This window comes from Streptomyces sp. NBC_01669, assembly GCF_026339735.1.
GTDB classification, from domain to species: domain Bacteria; phylum Actinomycetota; class Actinomycetes; order Streptomycetales; family Streptomycetaceae; genus Streptomyces; species Streptomyces yanii.
Window position 1 is genome coordinate 2,804,286 of the sequence record NZ_JAPEQG010000001.1, and the last position, 19,370, is coordinate 2,823,655.

Consider the following 19,370-nt stretch of genomic DNA (forward strand, 5'->3'; position numbering starts at 1 on the left):
GGCCCTTCGGAGTCGTGGGGTGTCTTGCCCCCACCGTAGGGCCGGGCCGTCGACCTGACGCTTGTCCGCCATGGAGCGAAGGGCGGCAGGCATGCGCCGGATTGTCGGATGACCGCGCCCGTCAGAACGGTTTGCCGCAACCGTCCGGCGCGCAGGGCCTCCTCAGGCGGCGGCCGGGCTCCGTGTCACGGCGTCGACGGGGAGCCGGTGGCCTTCAGCGCCAGCCACAGTTCCATCCGGACATCCGGATCGTCCAGGGAGCGGCCGAGGATCTCCTCCACGCGCCGCATTCGGTAGCGCAGGGTGTGGCGGTGCACGCCCAGGTCGGCTGCGGCCGCGTCCCACTGTCCGTGGTGGGAGAGCCAGGCCCGCAGCGAGGCGACCAGGTCTCCGCGCCCCTTCGCGTCGTGCTCGTACAGGGCGCGGAGCATGCCGTCCGCGAAGGCCCGTACCGCGTCGTCCGCGAGCAGTGGCAGAACCGAGCCGGCCGCCAGCTCTTCGTGCTCGACGAGGGCCCTGCCCCGGCGACGGGCGACCGAGAGTGCCTGTTCGGCCTGCTTGTATGCGGCGGAGACGGCGATCGGACCCGCCGGTGCGGACAGCCCGACCACCACTTCCCCCTCCTCGGACGTCTTCTGGTCGCGTGGGGTCCGCTCGTCCTGTGCCTCCGCATATGCCGTGCACGCGGCGACAGCCGCACCACCGTCCGCGGCGAGGACGACGAGCCGCTCGCCCTCGGGAACCGTCAACAGCGTCTCGCCGGCCCGGGAGGCCGCCGCCTCCATCGCCTCACCGAGCAGCGCCGGTGTCGACGGCTCGGTCGCCTCCGCGATCAGCAGCCGGAAAGGAGCATCGAGCAGCCCTCCGTACAGGTCCCCGGCAACGGCTCGCGCGTGATCCGGCTGGCCGGCCAGGAGCATCCGCAGCACCGCCGCGCCGAGCCGCTGCTCAGCGCCCTGGAGGGAGCGCGAGCGGGCGGTGGTGAGGGTCAGCAGGGCGACGGCCGAGTGCACGGCGTACCGCTCGGCGGTACCGAGAGCCGAACCGGTGCCCACGGCCAGGGCGCCCCGGGCCCTGCGGCCGGTGCCCAAGGTCTGGAGCTCGACCCGGTCGTCGGTGCCGCCGACGACCACGCTCGCCGGAGCAGGGCGCTCTCGCAGGCGCTCCACGTCGGGAGTGAGCCGGGCGGCACGCCGGGCGGCCCAGTCGGGGGCGACGGCCACGACAGCACCGGAGGCGTCGTACAGCGCGGCCCAGCCGTCGACCTGCGCGGCGAGCCGGGTGAGGAGTTCGGCGGGTCCGTCCCCTGCGAGTGCGGCCCTGGTCAGATCCCGCTGGGCCTCGAACCCCGCTGTCACCGCCCGGTACTGGTCGGCGGCGATCTCCGACGAAACGGCCTTGGCGATGGCGAGGAACGGGGTGCGGCGCGGCACTTCCAGGATCGGCAGCCCGGCCTCCTCCCCGGCGTCGATGAGCGGCTGGGGTACGTCGTCGTAGTTGACACCCACGGCGAAGCCCAGCCCGACGACTCCGGCGTCGGCCAGCCGTCGCACGTACCGCCGCATCGCTTCGGGGTTCTCCGCGTCGAGGTTGGTGGCGGTGACGAGAAGGAGTTCTCCACCCTCCATGTAAGGGACGGGGTCGGCGAGCTCGCTGGCATGCGCCCAGCGCACGGGCTGGTCGAGCCGGTCCGCCCCCGCACGCACCGTGAGTTTGAGCGCCGAGTGCTGGACGAGCGAGGCGAGTGTGGGGGGCATGGAGACCGCGGGACCTTCAGGAGTCGATTTCGCCGTCCCGTACGAACGGCTCCTCCCGATTCTGCCAGGGCGGCAGGGTCCGCCGTCACTGTTCCCAGAGATGAAGCACCGCTCTCGACCGTCGGATCCGCCAGGGAGGACCCGGTCCGCACGTCCAAGCCGCACGGACACGGTTCAGCCGTTCAGGTTCACCAGCAGGGGTGGCGCATGGTCCCCCCGTACGGTCGTCAGGGACAGCACCGCGTGTCCGGCCGGAACGCGATGGGCCAGTTCGGAGGCGGACCAGCGTTCGCGTTCGACCTGGCGTACGGTCACCGCGTCCGTGGTCACGGCCTTCCCGGTGACCAGTTTGCGGAAGGCGTGGATGGCCCGGGTCATCGGCTGGTCGGCGAAGACCGTGCGCTGGGTGACGTCCCTCGTCTCGACCCATTCCGTGCCCCATGCCTCGGCGAACTTCTTGCCGTCCCAGGTGGTGATCCCGGAGAACGCCATCCGGCAGCCCACGGCGCCGAGCAGCGCCGTGTGGAGGTTCTCCGGGACGTCGTCGAGGGTGCGCAGCGTGACCACGGCTCCGGCGTGCGCGGAGCGCAGCCGCTGGATTCCGCGGACGGTGTCGGGGGTCAGGGCACGGGTCGCGTCGTCGAGGACGAGGCAGGCGAAGAGCGAGCGGTCCGTGCGGGTGGCGGCGCTCGCGGTGAACTGGGCGAGGACAAGGCGGGCCAGCATCCGCGACGCCTCGGCGTGGCCGCGTTCGGGCAGATCGATGCGGACCCTCAGCGGGTGTTCCAGGGCCCGCAGGGAAAAGGGGCGGGCCTTGCCGGTCGTGTCGAAGAAGTCGGCGAACGCGGGCCGGTCGAGGAGAGCGACCCGGTCGGCGAGCGTAGGTCCGGCGTCGCCCGGGGCGCCGGACTGGCGGGCGCGCGCGTCCAGTTCACGGTGCATGTCCTGCCTGCCCGTCGCGTCGAGGGCCGCGCGCAGGGTGGAGAGCGTCTCCGGTACGCCGTCGAGCAGTTCCCGCAGCTCCGGGACGGAGGGGAAGCGACCGTGGGCGGCGCGGTAGGGACCGAGGAGCTGGGCGAGGGCGGTGGCGGCGCGTCGGCTGTCCACCTCCTGGAGATCACCGACGAGCCCCTCGGCCAGGACGGCAGCGGCTTCGTCGGGGTCGGTGGTGCCTCCGTACAGGTCGAGATCGTGGACGGAGGACGGGTCGCCGAGCTTGACCACGACGTCGAAGCCCTCGTCGGCGCCGAGCTGGGTTCCGGCGGCGCACACCGCGACGACGGCTGCGCGCCCGGCGAGCGCCTGGAGGGCGAGGGATTCGACGACCGGCCGGATCAATGCGCGGCTCTTGCCCGCTCCCGGCGGCCCGACCGCCAGCAGGGAGGTGCCGAGCAGCCCGGGGTCGAGGGCGATGCCGCTGCCGCGGCGCGCGTAGGGGTTGCGTTCGCTGTCGTCGACGGTGCCGAGTCTGACCTGGTCGACCAGCAGGTCGTGCCGGGCGGCACGGACCGGGAGATCACGTGCGCCGGAGGGGTGGGTGCAGGCGGCGGCGCCGTTGCGCAGCACGGTGTCGGTGAAGGCGGGGAGCCGGCTGCTGTCGGCGCGTACGGACGTCCAGGCACGTCGGATACGGGCGTAGTCGACGTCGTTCATCCGGCCCGTCCGCGCCTCCTGGGAAAGCTTGGCAGCGACCTGGTTCTGTCCGGCGGCGCGTACGTCGGGCCACTCGGCCGGATCGTCCGCGCCGTCGTCCGTGCGGTCTTCGGTGCCGCGGCCTGCGTCCCGGGCCGCGCCGCCGTGCACGTTGCCGCTCGCGCGTTCGGTCGTGGCGGCGCGGTCCGTCGACGGGTGCTGCGGTCCGTTGCCGCCGGAGGTCCGGCGCAGCAGTTCCGTCCACCGCCCCAGCTTCGCGAACGGCCACACGATCACCAGGGTGATCAGTGCGTACAGCGTGTACGTGACCGCGGTGGTCACCGTGCGGTCGGTGCCCAGCCACGGTGCGGCGAAGCTGAAGGTCAGCTCCATGCCCGGCACGGTCCCGTTCCATACGAGGATCCAGACCAGCAGGGCGCCGACTGCGGCGCCGCCGGCTCGCGCGGCGGGTCCCCGGCCCCCGACCCATCGTTCGAACGCGGCGGGCCAGTTACCCAAGCGGCCGAACCCGTAGAAGATGGCTGCGGTGATCAGGAGGCGGTATATGTCGAGCGCCCGTACCGCCCCGTGGGTCAGCGGCTGATCTCCGAACGGTCCCCACCAGCCGTCGGGGGTGAAGAGTTTCAGCGGAACCCGCCAGTACGGGATGTATCCGTTGCGCCAGAGCGACCAGATGAGGATCGAGGCCAGCAGCGAGATCACGGCTCCGCTGAGCAGGGTGCGGTCGGGCGTGCGCTCCTCTTCCCGGGCGGGCCGGGAGGTGTGACCGAGCCGCCAGACGCCCGGTTCCGCGATGGGCCTGGGGATGCGCAGCCAGTCGCCGAGGGAGGGCCCGGAGGCCGGTGCGTGGCCCGGCATGGGCGGCATCACGGGCGGTGGTGGGCCGGCCGGGCGCGGCACCGAATGACCGGAGCGGGTGCCGCGTGAGTCGTACGTGCCCTCGGTGTCCATGTGCTGTCCCTCGTCCCCTGACCAGCGCCGACCGGCTGACTCCGGGCGCGGACGCCCGATCCCCTCAATCTAGTGCCCCGTACCACCCCGTCAGACGCTGTCGAGCGGGATGTCGTCCCGCACCTGTTGCCGGGCCGGGGCCATGCCGGTCGCTATGTCCGTGACGGACAACCGCGACCCGCCACTTCTCCCGAACGGAACATGCCGGACCCCCGGCCTCGCCCCTAGCCTGCAGAGAGAGAAGCGTCCGAAACACCCCCAGGAGCCCCGCATGACCGCAATTCCGCAGGAGCGCCGCGTCGTCACTGCCATTCCCGGCCCGAAGTCGGTGGAGCTGCAGGCCCGCCGTCTCGCGACGGTCGCCGCAGGTGTGGGCTCCACCCTGCCGGTGTTCACCGCCCGTGCCGGTGGCGGGATCATCGAGGACGTGGACGGCAACCGCCTGATCGACTTCGGCTCCGGCATCGCCGTGACCTCGGTCGGCGCCTCCGCCGAGGCCGTCGTGCGCCGCGCGTCCGCGCAGCTGGCCGACTTCACCCACACCTGTTTCATGGTCACGCCGTACGAGGGGTACGTCGAGGTCTGTGAGCAGCTCGCCGAGCTGACGCCGGGCGACCACGCCAAGAAGTCCGCGCTGTTCAACTCGGGCGCCGAGGCCGTTGAGAACGCCGTGAAGATCGCCCGTGCCTACACCAAGCGCACCGCCGTCGTCGTCTTCGACCACGGCTACCACGGCCGGACGAACCTCACGATGGCGCTGACCGCCAAGAACATGCCGTACAAGCAGGGCTTCGGTCCGTTCGCGCCCGAGGTCTACCGCGTCCCGGTGGCGTACGGCTACCGCTGGCCGACCGGTGCGGAGAATGCCGGTGCCGAGGCGTCCGCCCAGGCCATCGACCAGATCACCAAGCAGATCGGTGCCGACAACGTCGCCGCGATCATCATCGAGCCGGTGCTCGGCGAGGGCGGCTTCATCGAGCCGGCGAAGGGCTTCCTCCCCGCCATCGCGCAGTTCGCCAAGGACAACGGCATCGTCTTTGTCGCGGACGAGATCCAGTCCGGCTTCTGCCGTACCGGCCAGTGGTTCGCCTGCGAGGACGAGGGCATCGTCCCCGACCTGATCACCACCGCCAAGGGCATCGCGGGCGGTCTGCCGCTCTCCGCAGTGACCGGCCGCGCCGAGATCATGGACGCCGCGCACGCGGGCGGCCTCGGCGGTACGTACGGCGGTAACCCGGTGGCCTGCGCGGGTGCGCTCGGTGCCATCGAGACCATGCGTGAGCTGGACCTGAACGGGAAGGCGAAGCGCATCGAGGAGGTCATGAAGGGCCGCCTCGCCGAGATGCAGGCGAAGCTGCCGAACGGCGACGTCATCGGTGACATCCGCGGCCGCGGCGCGATGATCGCGATCGAGCTGGTGAAGTCCGGCACGAAGGACCCGAACCCGGAGGCCGCCGCGAAGCTCGCGAAGGCCTGTCACGCCGAGGGCGTGCTCGTCCTCACCTGTGGCACGTACGGCAATGTGCTGCGCTTCCTGCCGCCGCTGGTGATCGGAGAGGACCTGCTGAACGAGGGCCTCGACGTCATCGAGCAGGCTTTCAGCCAGATCTGATCCGGTCCTGGCGCCGGATCCTGACCGGGCCCACGTGAGGGTCTGTGAAGAAGGTGTGGGGGGCCGATGGCGGGATCCGATTCCGGCTGTCGGTCCCCCATCGGCTGCCGTACGGTTTCTGTAGATGAGAGAAACACCCCGCTCGCAGGGCACTGCGAGCGAGACCGGGTCGGAGCTTCCCCGGCGCCGTCCTGGTCGTGCCTTCGCGCACACCACTGGAGCCTCTGGCTCCGGAACTCCTCACCGATCGGATGGCCGCTCGCCCCAAACCCCCCGGGGCGCGCGGCAAACCGATCCAGGCGGCCGCCCCGGAACCACCCCCCCTGTTCCGGGGCGGTCGGCTTTTCCTCTTTCGCTGGTGTTGTCACTGCTCGCGGTCTTTGCGCTCCTCACCTGGCAGGTCGCGGCCGACGGACCGCTGCGCGGGCTGGACGAGCGGATCGGCCGGGCCGCCGTCGGACACGGTCCCGCCCGGCTCACCGAATTCCTCGCCGATCTCGGCAATATGCAGGTCGCGCTCCCGGTCCTGGGCTGCGCGATCGTATACGCGCTGCTGCGCGGCGCACGCCGTGAACCGCTGTCCGCGGCGTCGGCCATGGCGGTGGTACCCGCGGTGATCGTCCCGCTCAAGGACTGGATCGCCCGCCCGGGACCGCTGACCGAGGCGACGGGCTACTACCCGTCGGGCCATGCGGCGACGGCCGCGGTGGCGTACGGGGCCGCGGCGCTGTTGCTCGCACCGCGCACAGGTCCGGCAGGGCGGTCGAAGCGGTCATGGATGATGCCCGTCGCCGCTGTCCTGCTGACAGTGGCGACGGGCATCGGTCTGGTGCTGCGCGGCTATCACTGGCCGCTGGATGTGTTCGGCAGCTGGTGCCTGAGCGGGCTGCTGCTCCTGACGCTCAGCCGGCCGAGCTGTTCCTCTCGGCGGCGTCAGCCGCCGAAGTAGGCGTCGAAATTCTTCGAGAACTCACTGTTGTTGAAGCGGTCCCAGTTGATCGACCACGTCATCAGTCCGCGCAGTCCGGGCCAGGTCCCGTGCGTGGCGTACGAACCGCAGTCGGTCTTCTTCGTCAGGCAGTTCAGCGCCTTGGTGACCTCGGTGGGCGAGGTGTATCCGTTGCCCGCCTGGGTGGAGGCCGGCAGGCCGATGGACACCTGGTCGGGGCGGAGCGCGGGGAAGACCTTGGTGGTGTCGCCGGCCACCGGGAAGCCGGTGAGCAGCATGTCGGTCATGGCGATGTGGAAGTCGGCGCCGCCCATCGAGTGGTACTGGTTGTCCAGACCCATGATGGAACCCGAGTTGTAGTCCTGGACGTGCAGCAGGGTGAGGTCGTCACGCAGGGCGTGGATGACCGGGAGGTAGGCACCGGCGCGCGGGTCCTGGCCGCCCCAGGGGCCGGAGCCGTAGTACTGGTAGCCGAGTTGCACGAAGAAGGTCTCGGGCGCCATGGTCAGGACGAACGTGTCGCCGTACTTGGCCTTGAGGGTCTTCACCGCGGAGATCAGGTTGACGATGACCGGCGTGGTCGGATTGCGGAAGTCGGTGTCGCCGGTGTTCAGCGAGAGCGAGTGGCCCTCGAAGTCGATGTCCAGGCCGTCCAGACCGTACTCGTCGATGATCTTGCTGACGGAGGAGACGAAGGTGTCACGGGCGGCGGTGGTCGAGAGCTGCACCTGGCCGTTCTGACCGCCGATGGAGATCAGCACCTTCTTGCCCGCGGCCTGCTTGGCCTTGATGGCTGCCTTGAACTCGGCCGCGGACTCGACGTTCGGGCACTCGGTGACGGGGCAGAGCGAGAACCGGATGTCGCCGGAGGTGACGGAGGTCGGCTCGCCGAAAGCCAGGTCGATGACGTCCCAGGAGTCGGGTACGTCCGCCATCCGCGTGTATCCGGAGCCGTTGGCGAAGCTGGAGTGCAGATAGCCGACGAGGGCGTGGGCGGGGAGTCCCGCGCCGCCGCCACCGCCTCCGCCGCCCGCCGTGGTGGTGGCGGTGACGGCAGCGGTCTTGGCGGAGTCACCTGCGGAGTTGGTCGCGGCGACCTGGAAGCTGTACGCGGTCGAGGCGGCCAGGCCCGACACGGTGGCGGAGGTTCCGGTGACGGAGAGGACCTTCGTGCCGCCCTGGTAGACGTTGTAGCCGGTCGCTCCCGTGGAGCCGGTCCAGGAGAGGGCGACGGACGAGGAAGTGGTGGCTGTGGCCTTCAGTCCGGTGGGGGCGGCCGGGAGCGCGACCGGGTCGCCGCCGGGTCCGGTGAGGGACAGGTCGTCGGCGTAGTAGGCGGGAGTCCCGTACCACCCGTGGGTGTAGATCGTCACCGAGGTCGTGGCGGCGCCGGTCCTGAACGTGGTGGTGAGCTGCTGCCAGCCGGTCGCGGACGGTGTCCACGTCGACACGTCGGTGGTGCCGGTCCCGGACGCACCGAGGTACACGTAGCTGCCCTGCACCCAGGCACTGAGGGTGTACGTGGAGTCCGGCTTGACCGTCACGGTCTGGGAGCACTGGGCGTTGTCGCTGCCGGCCGGGGTCGCCTTCAGCGCGGAAGTTCCGCCGTGGACGGGCGTGCTGACGACGGCTCCGCTGCCGCCCGTACAGCTCCAGCCGTCCAGGCCGGCCTCGAAGCCGCCGTTGCGCGCCACATCGGCGTCGGCCGCGGCGGCGGCCGGAGCCGAGGCCGCGAGGCCACCGGCGACGAGAAGGGCCGCCGAGAAGGCGGCCAGAAGTCCGGAAAATCGGGCGGGGGGTCCCGTGCGTTCCACAACGGCCTCCGTGCAGGGGGAAATTGAGTGTGGCGCGCACAACATGGTCCAGACCAATCAGGTTGTCAAGACCTCTGGCACCACCCCGCCCCCGCCGCTCCGCATTCATCCACGGCCGGCGTCCACCCCTCCCCCGCTTCCACCCCCGCCGCTCCGAGCCGCTCCCGCCGCAGCCTCACGCCTCGCCGGCTCCAGCGGTGTCGCGTCGGTGAGCGTCAACGATCCGTCCGGCGGAATCAGCCGGTGGCCCACCCCGGTACGGCACGACGATCCAGGTCCCGAGCCCCGCCCCCCATACCTCCGTTCCGATCCAGCGGGCAACCGCGCCCGGCGGCACGATGAAGCCCGTCCGGGCGTCGCCGAAAATCGGAGAGGACCGGCCCCGACCGGTCGATGAGGCGGGTGAGCAGGTCGAGCGTCGGGCAGCCGAGCTCCCCGGAAGACTCAGTACGTCCCAGCGCCCGCAAGCAGGAAGGAGCGCAATCCCGTCGGGATTGCGCTCCTTCCCACCGGCAGGCGTCCGGATCCGGTGCCACCGATGCAAGCCACTCGACTGCCACCTCTGCCCCGGGCCAGTCATGGCCGACCTCCCTTTCCGCGTGCACCGACAGAGCGTTCACACGGCGACAGAGGGGGCGCCCGGATCATGACGCAGGCCGGACCACCGCTTAGCAGTGACCTGGGTCACACCGCGGGCGTCCCGGTCAGCTGTCGAAGCCGAGCCCCAGGCGGTCCATCGTCCGCAGCCACAGATTGCGGTGCCCGCCATTGCTGTCCGCCCTGGCCAGGGACCTCTTCGTGAGTTCGATCCCGGCCCAGGCGAACGGCTCCGGGGGGAACGGCATCGGCTTGGTGCGCACCATTTCCAGACCGGTCCGCTCGGTCCTTTCGCCGGACAGCAGGTCGAGCATCACATCGGCGCCGAACCGGGTTGCTCCGACACCGAGCCCGGTGAATCCGGCGGCGTAGGCGACGCGCCCCTGATGGGCCGTACCGAAGAAGGCGGAGAAGCGGGAACAGGTGTCGATCGCACCGCCCCAGGCGTGGCTGAAACGCACCCCGGCCAACTGCGGGAAGCAGTCGAAGAACTGGCCCGCGAGCTTGAGGAACGTCTCCGGCCGCTGGTCGAGATCGGCGCTCAGCCGGCCACCGTACGGATAGATCGCGTCATAGCCGCCCCACAGGATCCGGTTGTCCGCGGAGAGCCGGAAGTAGTGGAACTGGTTGGCGCTGTCGCCCAGCCCCTGCCGGTTCTTCCAGCCGATGGAGGCGAGCTGTTCGGCGCTGAGCGGTTCGGTCATCAACGCGTAGTCGTAGACCGGGACGGTGTACGGACGGACCCGCTTCACCAGTGACGGGAAGATGTTCGTGCCCAGCGCGACCCGCCGGGCGAGGACCTTCCCGTACGGAGTGCGAACCGCCATCCCGGTGGCGGTCCTGACCAGTTCGAGGCCCCGAGTGTGCTCGTACACCCGTACGCCCAGATCGAGGCAGGCCCGCTTCAGCCCCCAGGCGAGCTTGGCGGGGTGCAGCATGGCGACCCCGCGCCGGTCCCAGAGACCACCCAGGAATGTCGGTGAGTCGACCTCCGCGCGCAGTGCGTCCTGATCGAGGAATTCCACTCCGGTGAAGCCGAGTTCCTCCGCTTCCCGGTGCCATTCCCTGAGTTCTTCGAGCTGGTGGGGTTCCGTGGCGACATCGATTTCGCCGGTGCGCTCGAAATCGCAGTCGATGGAGTAGCGGGCGACAGCCACCTCGATGGCGTCGAGGTTCTGTTCGCCCAGTTCCTCCAGCTTCTTGATCTCGTCGGGCCAGCGTTCCAGGCCGTTGGGGAGGCCATGGGTGAGGGAGGCGGCGCAGAATCCGCCGTTGCGGCCCGAGGCGGCCCAGCCCACCTCGTGCCCCTCGATCAGCACGACGTCCCTTTCCGGGTCGCGTTCCTTGGCGATCAGCGCGGTCCACAGTCCGCTGTATCCGCCGCCGATGACGAGCAGATCGCAGTGTTCGTCGCCGGTGAGCGCGGGAAGCGCGTCGGGCCTGCCGGGGTCGTCCAGCCAGAACGAGACCGGCCGGGCGTCGGAGAGTGATTGTGCAGCAGTACGCATGGCAGCTGGGGCCATGGTTTCCAACTCCTTCAGGACTTCAGGGTCGTGCGCTGTTCTTTCGCCGGTTCGCGATCAGCTGGCCGGCGACAACCACCAGAACGGCAATGATGAACATCGCCGTGCCGATGACGTTGATCTGCACGGGTGTACCGCGCTGTGCCGAACCCCAGACGAACATGGGGAAGGTCACGGTCGAGCCCGCGTTGAAATTGGTGATGATGAAATCGTCGAAGGAGAGCGCGAAGGCGAGCAGCGCTCCCGCCGCGATTCCGGGGGCGGCGATCGGCAGGGTCACCCGCAGGAACGTCTGCACGGGTCCCGCGTACAGATCGCGGGCCGCCTCCTCCAGCCTCGGGTCCATCGACATCACGCGCGCCTTGACCGCTGTCACGACGAAGCTCAGGCAGAACATGATGTGGGCGATGAGGACCGTCCAGAAGCCGAGCTGCGCACCCATGTTGAGGAAGAGCGTGAGCAGCGAGGCAGCCATGACGACCTCGGGCATCGCCATCGGCAGGAAGATCAGCGAGTTGATCGCGCCGCGCGCCCGGAAGCGGTAGCGGACCAGCGCGAAGGCGATCATCGTGCCGAGCGCGGTCGCGCCGATCGTCGCCCAGGTGGCGATCTGGAGGGAGAGCGAGAGCGAGCCGCACATGTCGGCGACGCCGCAGGGGTCCGTCCAGGCGTCCAGCGAGAAGCGCTGCCAGGCGTAGTTGAAGCGCCCGTTCGGCTTGTTGAAGGAGAACACCATCACGACGATGTTCGGAAGGATCATGTAGGCGAGGGTCAGCAGACCCGCGATGACGATCAGATGGCGGCGGAGCCAGCGCAGTACGGGCATCAGACCAGGTCCTCCGTCCCGGAGCGGCGGATGTAGACGGTCACCATCAGCAGGACGACCGCCATGAGGATGAAGGAGAGCGCGGCCGCCATCGGGTAGTCGAGGACGCGCAGGAACTGGGTCTGGATGACGCTGCCGACCATCTTGGTGTCGGTGGAGCCCAGCAGTTCGGCGTTGACGTAGTCACCGCTGGCCGGGATGAAGGTCAGCAGCGTGCCCGAGACGACACCCGGCATGGAGAGCGGGAACGTCACCTTGAGGAAGGTGGTGGCGGGGGTGGCGTACAGATCGCCGGCCGCCTCGTGCAGCCTGCCGTCGATCCGCTCCAGCGAGGTGTAGAGCGGCAGGATCATGAACGGCAGGAAGTTGTACGTCAGACCGCAGACCACCGCCATCGGCGTGGCCAGCACCCGGTTGCTCTCGGTCCAGCCGAGCCAGCTGGTGACGTCCAGGACGTGCAGGGTGTTCAGCACGTCGACGACCGCACCGCCGTCGGCAAGGATCGTCTTCCAGGCGAGCGTACGGATCAGGAAGCTGGTGAAGAACGGTGCGATGACCAGCACCAGCACCACGTTGCGCCAGCGACCCGCCTTGAACGCGATGAGATACGCGAGCGGGTAGCCGAGCAGCAGGCACAGGATCGTCGCGGTGCCCGCGTACAGCAGGGACCGGATGAACTGCGGGTAGTACTCGGACAGCGCGTCCCAGTAGGTCTGGAAGTGCCAGGTGACCTCGAACCCCTTCTCCAGGGATCCGGTCTGCACGGAGGTCGACGCCTGGTAGACCATCGGCAGCGCAAAGAAGACGACGAGCCACAGGATGCCGGGGAGCAGCAGCCAGTACGGGACGAGCCGCTTGCGGGTGGAGGCCTTGCGTACGGGGAGTTCGGCGGGGTCGGTGGGCGGCGCGGGCGGCGCTTCGGTGACGGTCATGTCGCGTCCTCCACCGTCTCCACGCCGGCGTCGATGTCCTGGGCCGCGTCGAGGCCGAAGGTGTGCGCGGGGTTCCAGTGCAGGACGACCTCGGCTCCCGGGGTGAGCCGGGTGTCGCGCTCGATGTTCTGCTCGTACACCTGAAGCGCCTTGCCGGCCGGGCTCTCCACCACGTACTGCGTGGAGACACCGATGAAGCTGGAGTCGATGATCCGGCCGGTGACCCGGTTGCGTCCGGCGGCTATGGAGTCCGCGTCGTCGGCGTGGGCGAGGGAGATCTTCTCCGGACGGACTCCGAGCAGCAGCTTGCCGCCACGGGCTGCGGGGGCCTGACACCGCCCGGCGGGCAGCCGCAGCGTCATGCCGCCCGCACCGACCAGGATGTCCTCGCCGGCCTCGGCGATCTCGCCCTCGATGAGGTTGGAGGTGCCGAGGAAGTTGGCGACGAACGTCGTCTTCGGATTCTCGTACAGATCGGCGGGAGCACCGAGCTGTTCCACGCGGCCCGCATTCATCACCGCGACGGTGTCGGCCATGGTCATGGCCTCCTCCTGGTCGTGGGTGACATGGATGAACGTGATGCCGACCTCGGTCTGGATGCGCTTGAGCTCAAGCTGCATCTGGCGGCGCAGCTTGAGGTCGAGGGCACCGAGCGGCTCGTCGAGCAGGAGCACCTGCGGGTGGTTGATCAGGGCGCGGGCGACAGCGACGCGCTGTTGCTGGCCGCCGGAGAGCTGGTGCGGCTTGCGCTTCGCGAAGTCGCCGAGCTGGACGAGGTCCAGCATGTCGTCGACCTGCTTCTTGACCGACTTGATGCCGCGCCGGCGCAGACCGAAGGCGACGTTCTCGGTGATGTCGAGATGCGGGAAGAGCGCGTAGCTCTGGAAGACGGTGTTGACGGGCCGCTTGTACGGAGGGAGGTCGGTGATGTCCCGGCCGCCCAGCGAGATGGTGCCGGTCGTGGCCTCCTCCAGCCCGGCGATCATCCGCAGGGTGGTGGTCTTGCCGCAGCCGGACGCCCCGAGCAGGGCGAAGAAGGAGCCCTGCGGAACGGTCAGATCGAGCGGCTGGACGGCTTTGAAGGAACCGTACGTCTTGCTGATCCCGGTGAGGCGGACGTCGCCGCCTTCTGTCTGCTGCTGTGTCATGGGTCGCAGTCCCAGTGGTGTCAGGGGGAGATCGGAGGAAGGAAAGGCGGGCCGGTCAGGCGCCGATGAGCTTGGCGAACTTCTCTTCGTACGCCGTCTCTTCCTTGGAGGTCAGCGAGCGGAAGGCGTGCGATCTGGCCGCCATCTGCTTGTCGGGAAGGATCAGGACGTTGTCGGCCATCGCCTGGTCGATCTTCGCCAGCTCGTCGCGGACTCCGTCGACCGGACAGACGAAGTTGATGTACGCGGCGAGCTGGGCGGCGACCGACGGTTCGTAGTAGTAGTCGATGAGCTTCTCGGCGTTGGTCTTGTGCCGGGCCTTCACCGGGACGAGCAGGTTGTCGCTGGATATGATGTAACCGGCGGCCGGAATGGCGTACTTGATGTCCGGGTTTCCGGCCTGGAGCTGGATGATGTCGCCCGCCCAGGCGACGCAGGCGGCGATGTCGCCCTTGTCGAGGTCGGCCGTGTAGTCGTTGCCGGTGAAGCGCCGGATCTGGTTCTTGTCGACGCCCTTCTGGAGCCGGCCGATCGCGGCGTCGTAGTCGGCGTCGGTGAAGGTACCGGGGTCCTTGCCCATGTCAAGCAGAGTCATGCCGATGGAGTCGCGCATCTCCGAGAGGAAGCTGACCCGTCCCTTGAGCTTCGGGTCGTCGAGCAGCTGGCTGACGGAATCGACCTTGCGGCCTCCGGTCGCCTTGGAGTTGTAGGCGATGACGGTGGGAATGCCCGCCCACGGGTACGAGTAGGCGCGGCCGGGGTCCCAGTCCGGGGCGCGGAACTGGGCCGAGAGGTTGGCGTAGGCGTGCGGCAGGTGCGAAGCGTCGAGCTTCTGCGCCCAGCCGAGGCGGACGACGCGGGCGGCCAGCCAGTCGGTGACGCAGATGATGTCGCGGCCGGTGTCCTGGCCGGCCGCGAGCTGCGGCTTGATCTTGCCGAAGAACTCGACGTTGTCGTTGATGTCCTCGGTGTACTTGACCTTGATCCCGGTGCGTTTCGTGAACGCCTCCAGGGTGGGCCGGTGCTTGCCGTCGTCGGTGACGTCCATGTACTCGGTCCAGTTGGAGAAGTTGACCTGCTTCTCCTTGGCCGAATGGTCGTCGGAGGCCGCCGCTGCGTCCCCTTCCCGCTTCGCGGGCGGGATGCCGCACGCGCTCAGCGTGCCCAGTCCGCCGATTGCGAGCGCCCCCATGCCGGAGGCGCGCAGCAACGAACGGCGGGTGAGAGCGCCCCTGCCACTGGTGAGACTGCGCCGCATCGCGGCCAGTTGGACCGCGGAGAGGTGCTCCGGCTCGTACTGCTCCATGCGCGTTGCCCTTTCGGGTGGGTGTGGCCGTTGCCCGGCCTGGCTATCGGTCCCCGAAGATCGTGCGGTGCCAATCCTTCCGGGCGACCGCGGTGTTGTCGTACATCACGTGCTTGACCTGCGTGTACTCCTCGAATGAGTACACCGACATGTCCTTGCCGAAGCCGCTGGCCTTGTATCCGCCGTGTGGCATCTCGCTGATGATCGGGATGTGGTCGTTGACCCAGACGCAGCCCGCCTTGATCTCGCGGGTGGCACGGCCCGCCCGGTACAGGTCGCGGCTCCAGGCCGAGGCGGCGAGTCCGTACGGGGTGTCGTTGGCGAGGGCGATGCCCTCGTCGTCGGTGTCGAAGGGCAGCACGACCAGGACCGGGCCGAAGATCTCCGACTGGACGATCTCGCTGTCCTGGGCGGCGCCCGCGACGAGCGTCGGCCGGTAGTAGGCACCGTCCGCGAGGTCCCCGCCGGGGGCCTCACCGCCGGTGACGACGGTGGCGTACGCACGGGCGCGCTCGACGAAACCGGCGACCCGGTCCCGCTGGGCGTGGCTGATCAGCGGGCCGAGGTCGGTCGACGGGTCGAAGGGGTCGCCGAGCCGGACGGTCTCCATGAGCGAGGCGACGCCCTGGACGAAGGCGTCGTAGAGCGGCCGCTGGACGTAGGCGCGGGTGGCGGCGGTGCAGTCCTGGCCGGTGTTGATGAGCGCTCCGGCGACGGCGCCGTTGACCGCGGCCTCCAGGTCGGCGTCGTCGAAGACCAGGAAGGGGGCCTTGCCGCCGAGTTCGAGGTGGAGGCGCTTGACGGTGGCGGTGGCGATCTCCGCGACCCGCTTGCCGACGGCGGTGGAGCCGGTGAAGGAGGTCATCACGACGTCCGGGTGGCCGACGAGATGTTCGCCCGCGTCCTTGCCCGCGCCGGTGACGATGTTGATCACACCGTCCGGGATGCCTGCCTCGGTGGCCGCCTGGGCGAACATCAGCGAGGTCAACGGGGTGATCTCGGCGGGCTTCAGCACGATCGTGTTGCCCGCCGCGACCGCCGGGAGGATCTTCCAGGCGGCCATCTGGAGCGGGTAGTTCCAGGGGGCGATCGAGCCGACGACGCCGATGGCCTCGCGGCGTACGTACGAGGTGTGGTCGCCGTCGTACTCCCCGGCGGCCTTGCCCTCCAGGTGGCGGGCGGCGCCGGCGAAGAAAGCGGTGTTGTCGACGGTGCCGGGCACGTCGAACTCGGTGGAGAGCTTGATGGGCTTGCCGCACTGGAGCGACTCCGCGTACGCAAAGTCGTCGGCCTGCTCCGCGAGGACGGCGGCGAACCGGTGCATCGCCTCGGACCGCTCGGCCGGAGTGGCACCCGACCAGCCGGGGAAGGCCTCGCGGGCAGCCGCGACGGCCGCGTCGACATCGGCGGGGCCCGCCAGTTCGTAGGTGTGGACGGTCTCGCCCGTAGCCGGATTCACGATGTCGTGGCTGCGTCCCGATGTGCCGGAGCGCAGCTTTCCGCCGATGTACTGCGCGCCGGCCGCGAAGCGGTCCCGCACGTGGAAGCCCTTGCCCATGACGCTCTCCTCCGCCGCTGTCTCCGTGAACCGGGGCGGCGTAGCTTCTGCTCGATTTGAGTGCCGATCCTGACAGAGGAGACTGAGCCCAACAAGTGATTCCGTTGTTGCCTTTTGGTTACGCAACGGAATCTGTCGACCATGTGTCGCGTCGCCACGGAAATCCACGTACGGAGTGTCAGTGGCGGATGCCACACTCGCATGTCATGGAACACCTGAACGAGCTGGTGGCGCGGACCTGTCGCGGGGAGAAAGTGAAGTACCTGTCGTTCTGGGGACACCGCCCTCGACCGGACGGGCGGATCGGCGCGAGCTGCCTCAGCCAGTGGTGGCCTTCTCCGTTCACGGTCGACGGGGTGACGTACGCGTCGGCCGAGCACTGGATGATGGCCGGCAAGGCGCGGCTCTTCGGCGATGTGGAGGCGGAGCGCCGTGCGCTGTCCGCGAGCAGCCCCGCGGCGGCGAAGAAGGCGGGCCGGCTGGTCCGCGCCTTCGACGACACGGTGTGGGAGCGGGAGCGGTTCGCCCTGGTGGTGGCGGGCAGTGTCCACAAGTTCGGCCAGGACGCCGGGCTGCGCGCGTTCCTGCTGAACACCGGGGACCGGGTGCTGGTCGAGGCGAGCCCCCTGGACAGGATCTGGGGCATCGGAATGGCGGCGGACGACCCGCGAGCGGAGGATCCGGCGCGCTGGCGGGGGCTGAATCTGCTGGGGTTCGCCCTCATGGAGGCGCGAACACGGCTGCGCGCCGTGCCCGACTCGATATGAAAAGGCCCGCGGGGCGGTCGGGGTTCTCCCCACCGCCCCGCGGGCCGTGCTCTGTGCAGCGGCTTTCCCGCCTCTATCGCGTGCCGTCCACGACCAGGGACGTTCCGTACGTGTCGTCGTACGGGTAGCTGTCCTCGTTGTTGAAGTCGTGGGTCACGCCCCAGATCAGGAAGCCCAGGAACGCTCCGCTGATCACAATGCCGAGCGAGCCCAGGATGATTCCGGCCAGCGCGACGCCGCCGTTGTTCGCCTCACCCCGGTTGACCCGGCCACGGCCTATGAGACCGAAGATCAGCGCGAGGACGCCCAGGATGACCCCGAGCCCCCACATGCAGAAGCCGACCACGGCGACGATGCCGAGCACCATCGACGCGATACCCAGCCCGTTCGCGGGCGCCGGTCCGCCCCAGGGCGCCTGGCCGTAGCCGGGGTATCCCGGATAACCGCCGTACTGCGGAACGGGTGCGGCCGGGTATCCGTACTGTCCTGCGGGAGGGATCTGCTGCCCGGGACCGTTCGGCGCGATCGGCGGCGGCGGTACGTCCCCGGGCGCCTGTCCCGCTCCGGGCAGGGGGCCGGACCCCGGTGCGGCAAAGGGGCCGGTCCCCGGTGCGGCGCCGAACCCCGCCGTGGGCACCGGTCCCGTTCCGGCGGCCGGCATCGAGGTGACCGTCTGCTGATCGTGCACAGCGGGCGGGCGCAGGTCACCGGTCTGCTTCTCCAGCGGCACCCTGTTGTCCGGCGGAGCCCACGGATCGCGTGGCGCAGCCCCGTCCGCGGGCTGCTCTGTGTTCTCTGACATGGGCCTCCCCCATCGTGGTCCCGTCATGCTACGGCCCGCCCCGGCAGCTGCCGCTCCGGCCTACGATGATCCCCGTCCCACACCGGGCCGTCCCGTGCCCGGACCGCTCCACGTCATGTCCCCGGAGGATCCGATGACCGATCTGCACCCCTTCATCGCGGGGCTGCCCAAGGCCGAACTGCATGTCCACCATGTCGGATCCGCCTCGCCCCGCATCGTCGCCGAACTGGCCGCCCACCACCCGGACTCCAAGGTCCCCACCGACCCGGAGGCGCTGGCCGACTACTTCTCCTTCACCGACTTCGGCCACTTCATCGACGTCTATCTCTCCGTCGTGGACCTGGTCCGCACCCCGGAGGACGTCCGGCTGCTGACCTTCGAGATCGCCCGGGACATGGCCCGCCAGAACATCCGGTACGCGGAACTGACCGTCACCCCGTTCAGCTCGACCCGGCGCGGCATCCCGGAGCAGGGCTTCATGGAGGCCATAGAGGACGCCCGCAAGGCCGCCGAGGCCGAGCTCGGCGTCGTCCTGCGCTGGACCTTCGACATTCCCGGCGAGGCCGGTCTTGAAGCCGCCGCGGAGACCACCCGGCTCGCGGTGGACCTGCGGCCGGAGGGCCTCGTCGGGTTCGGGCTCGGCGGTCCGGAGATCGGCGTGCCCCGCCCGCAGTTCAAGCCCTACTTCGACCGGGCGATCGCCGAGGGGCTGCACTCCGTCCCGCACGCCGGGGAGACCACGGGCCCGCAGACGATCTGGGACGCCCTCACCGAACTGCGCGCCGAGCGCATCGGCCACGGCACCAGCGCCACCCGGGACCGCAGGCTTCTCGACCACCTCGCCGAGCACCGGATCGCGCTGGAGGTCTGCCCGACCTCGAACATCGCAACCCGCGCCGTGACCGATCTCGACCTGCACCCGGTCAAGGAGATGGTGGACGCCGGAGTCCTGGTCACCATCAACAGCGACGACCCGCCGATGTTCGGCACCGACCTCAACAACGAGTACGCGGTGGCGGCCCGCCTCCTCGGTCTGGACGAGCAAGGTCTTGCCGCGCTCGCGAAGAACGCGGTGGAGGCCTCCTACCTCGACCCGGCCGGCAAGCGGACGCTGGCCGCCGAGATCGACACGTACACGACGGACTGGCTGCAGCGCACCGGCCGGTGACCGCCGG

At 69.7% G+C, this 19,370-nt stretch carries 14 protein-coding genes and 1 pseudogene; 4 read left to right on the plus strand and 11 right to left on the minus strand.

Going from position 1 to position 19,370, the window contains the following annotated elements:
- Nucleotides 1-185: 185 nt before the first annotated feature.
- Nucleotides 186-1,757 carry a PucR family transcriptional regulator gene (locus tag OG972_RS12180; RefSeq protein WP_266980946.1) on the minus strand — a complete coding sequence of 524 codons (1,572 nt, stop codon included), beginning with the start codon at nt 1,755-1,757 and terminating at the stop codon, nt 186-188.
- A gap of 174 nt (nt 1,758-1,931) precedes the next feature.
- Entirely contained in the window at nt 1,932-4,361 is a 2,430-nt protein-coding gene (locus tag OG972_RS12185; RefSeq protein WP_266980948.1) for an ATP/GTP-binding protein, read from the minus strand.
- Nucleotides 4,362-4,632: 271 nt separating this feature from the next.
- Here OG972_RS12185 and gabT point away from each other — a divergent pair, with 271 nt between their 5' ends.
- Nucleotides 4,633-5,973 carry a 4-aminobutyrate--2-oxoglutarate transaminase gene (gene gabT, locus OG972_RS12190; protein ID WP_266980950.1) on the plus strand — a complete coding sequence of 447 codons (1,341 nt, stop codon included), beginning with the start codon at nt 4,633-4,635 and terminating at the stop codon, nt 5,971-5,973.
- Nucleotides 5,974-6,331: 358 nt separating this feature from the next.
- The gene (locus OG972_RS12195) at nt 6,332-6,922 is read left to right on the plus strand and encodes a phosphatase PAP2 family protein (protein ID WP_266980952.1); all 591 of its coding nucleotides are present in this window, start codon (nt 6,332-6,334) and stop codon (nt 6,920-6,922) included.
- On the opposite strand, the gene OG972_RS12200 is transcribed toward OG972_RS12195, so the two are convergent.
- From OG972_RS12200 to OG972_RS12235, 8 genes and pseudogenes are all read right to left on the minus strand, one after another.
- On the minus strand, nt 6,907-8,736 hold the full coding sequence (locus tag OG972_RS12200; RefSeq protein WP_266980954.1) for a chitinase: 1,830 nt from the start codon (nt 8,734-8,736) through the stop codon (nt 6,907-6,909). The genes OG972_RS12195 and OG972_RS12200 overlap by 16 nt on opposite strands.
- 105 nt (nt 8,737-8,841) lie before the next feature.
- Nucleotides 8,842-9,341: pseudogene (locus tag OG972_RS12205) on the minus strand (hypothetical protein).
- 99 nt (nt 9,342-9,440) lie between these two features.
- Nucleotides 9,441-10,856 carry an FAD-binding oxidoreductase gene (locus OG972_RS12210; RefSeq protein WP_266980956.1) on the minus strand — a complete coding sequence of 472 codons (1,416 nt, stop codon included), beginning with the start codon at nt 10,854-10,856 and terminating at the stop codon, nt 9,441-9,443.
- 22 nt (nt 10,857-10,878) lie between these two features.
- A complete protein-coding gene (locus tag OG972_RS12215; protein ID WP_266980958.1) occupies nt 10,879-11,682 on the minus strand; it encodes an ABC transporter permease in 804 nt (267 codons plus the stop codon).
- The gene (locus tag OG972_RS12220; protein ID WP_266980959.1) at nt 11,682-12,614 is read right to left on the minus strand and encodes an ABC transporter permease; all 933 of its coding nucleotides are present in this window, start codon (nt 12,612-12,614) and stop codon (nt 11,682-11,684) included. Before OG972_RS12220 ends, OG972_RS12215 begins: the two co-directional genes overlap by 1 nt.
- Nucleotides 12,611-13,762: an ABC transporter ATP-binding protein gene (locus OG972_RS12225; protein WP_266980961.1), complete on the minus strand. Its 1,152-nt coding sequence runs from the start codon at nt 13,760-13,762 to the stop codon at nt 12,611-12,613. Before OG972_RS12225 ends, OG972_RS12220 begins: the two co-directional genes overlap by 4 nt.
- Nucleotides 13,763-13,817: 55 nt before the next feature.
- The gene (locus OG972_RS12230; protein WP_266980963.1) at nt 13,818-15,068 is read right to left on the minus strand and encodes a PotD/PotF family extracellular solute-binding protein; all 1,251 of its coding nucleotides are present in this window, start codon (nt 15,066-15,068) and stop codon (nt 13,818-13,820) included.
- A 43-nt stretch (nt 15,069-15,111) separates the two neighbouring features.
- Nucleotides 15,112-16,626, minus strand: coding sequence for a gamma-aminobutyraldehyde dehydrogenase (locus tag OG972_RS12235; protein WP_266980965.1), 1,515 nt, complete (start codon nt 16,624-16,626; stop codon nt 15,112-15,114).
- Between the two features lie 206 nt (nt 16,627-16,832).
- Here OG972_RS12235 and OG972_RS12240 point away from each other — a divergent pair, with 206 nt between their 5' ends.
- A complete protein-coding gene (locus OG972_RS12240) occupies nt 16,833-17,393 on the plus strand; it encodes an NADAR family protein (RefSeq protein ID WP_266980967.1) in 561 nt (186 codons plus the stop codon).
- Between the two features lie 73 nt (nt 17,394-17,466).
- On the opposite strand, the gene OG972_RS12245 is transcribed toward OG972_RS12240, so the two are convergent.
- Nucleotides 17,467-18,195 carry a DUF4190 domain-containing protein gene (locus OG972_RS12245; RefSeq protein ID WP_266980969.1) on the minus strand — a complete coding sequence of 243 codons (729 nt, stop codon included), beginning with the start codon at nt 18,193-18,195 and terminating at the stop codon, nt 17,467-17,469.
- Between the two features lie 115 nt (nt 18,196-18,310).
- Between OG972_RS12245 and OG972_RS12250 the strand changes: the two genes are divergently transcribed.
- Nucleotides 18,311-19,363, plus strand: coding sequence for an adenosine deaminase (locus OG972_RS12250; RefSeq protein ID WP_323135865.1), 1,053 nt, complete (start codon nt 18,311-18,313; stop codon nt 19,361-19,363).
- Nucleotides 19,364-19,370 lie beyond the last annotated feature (7 nt).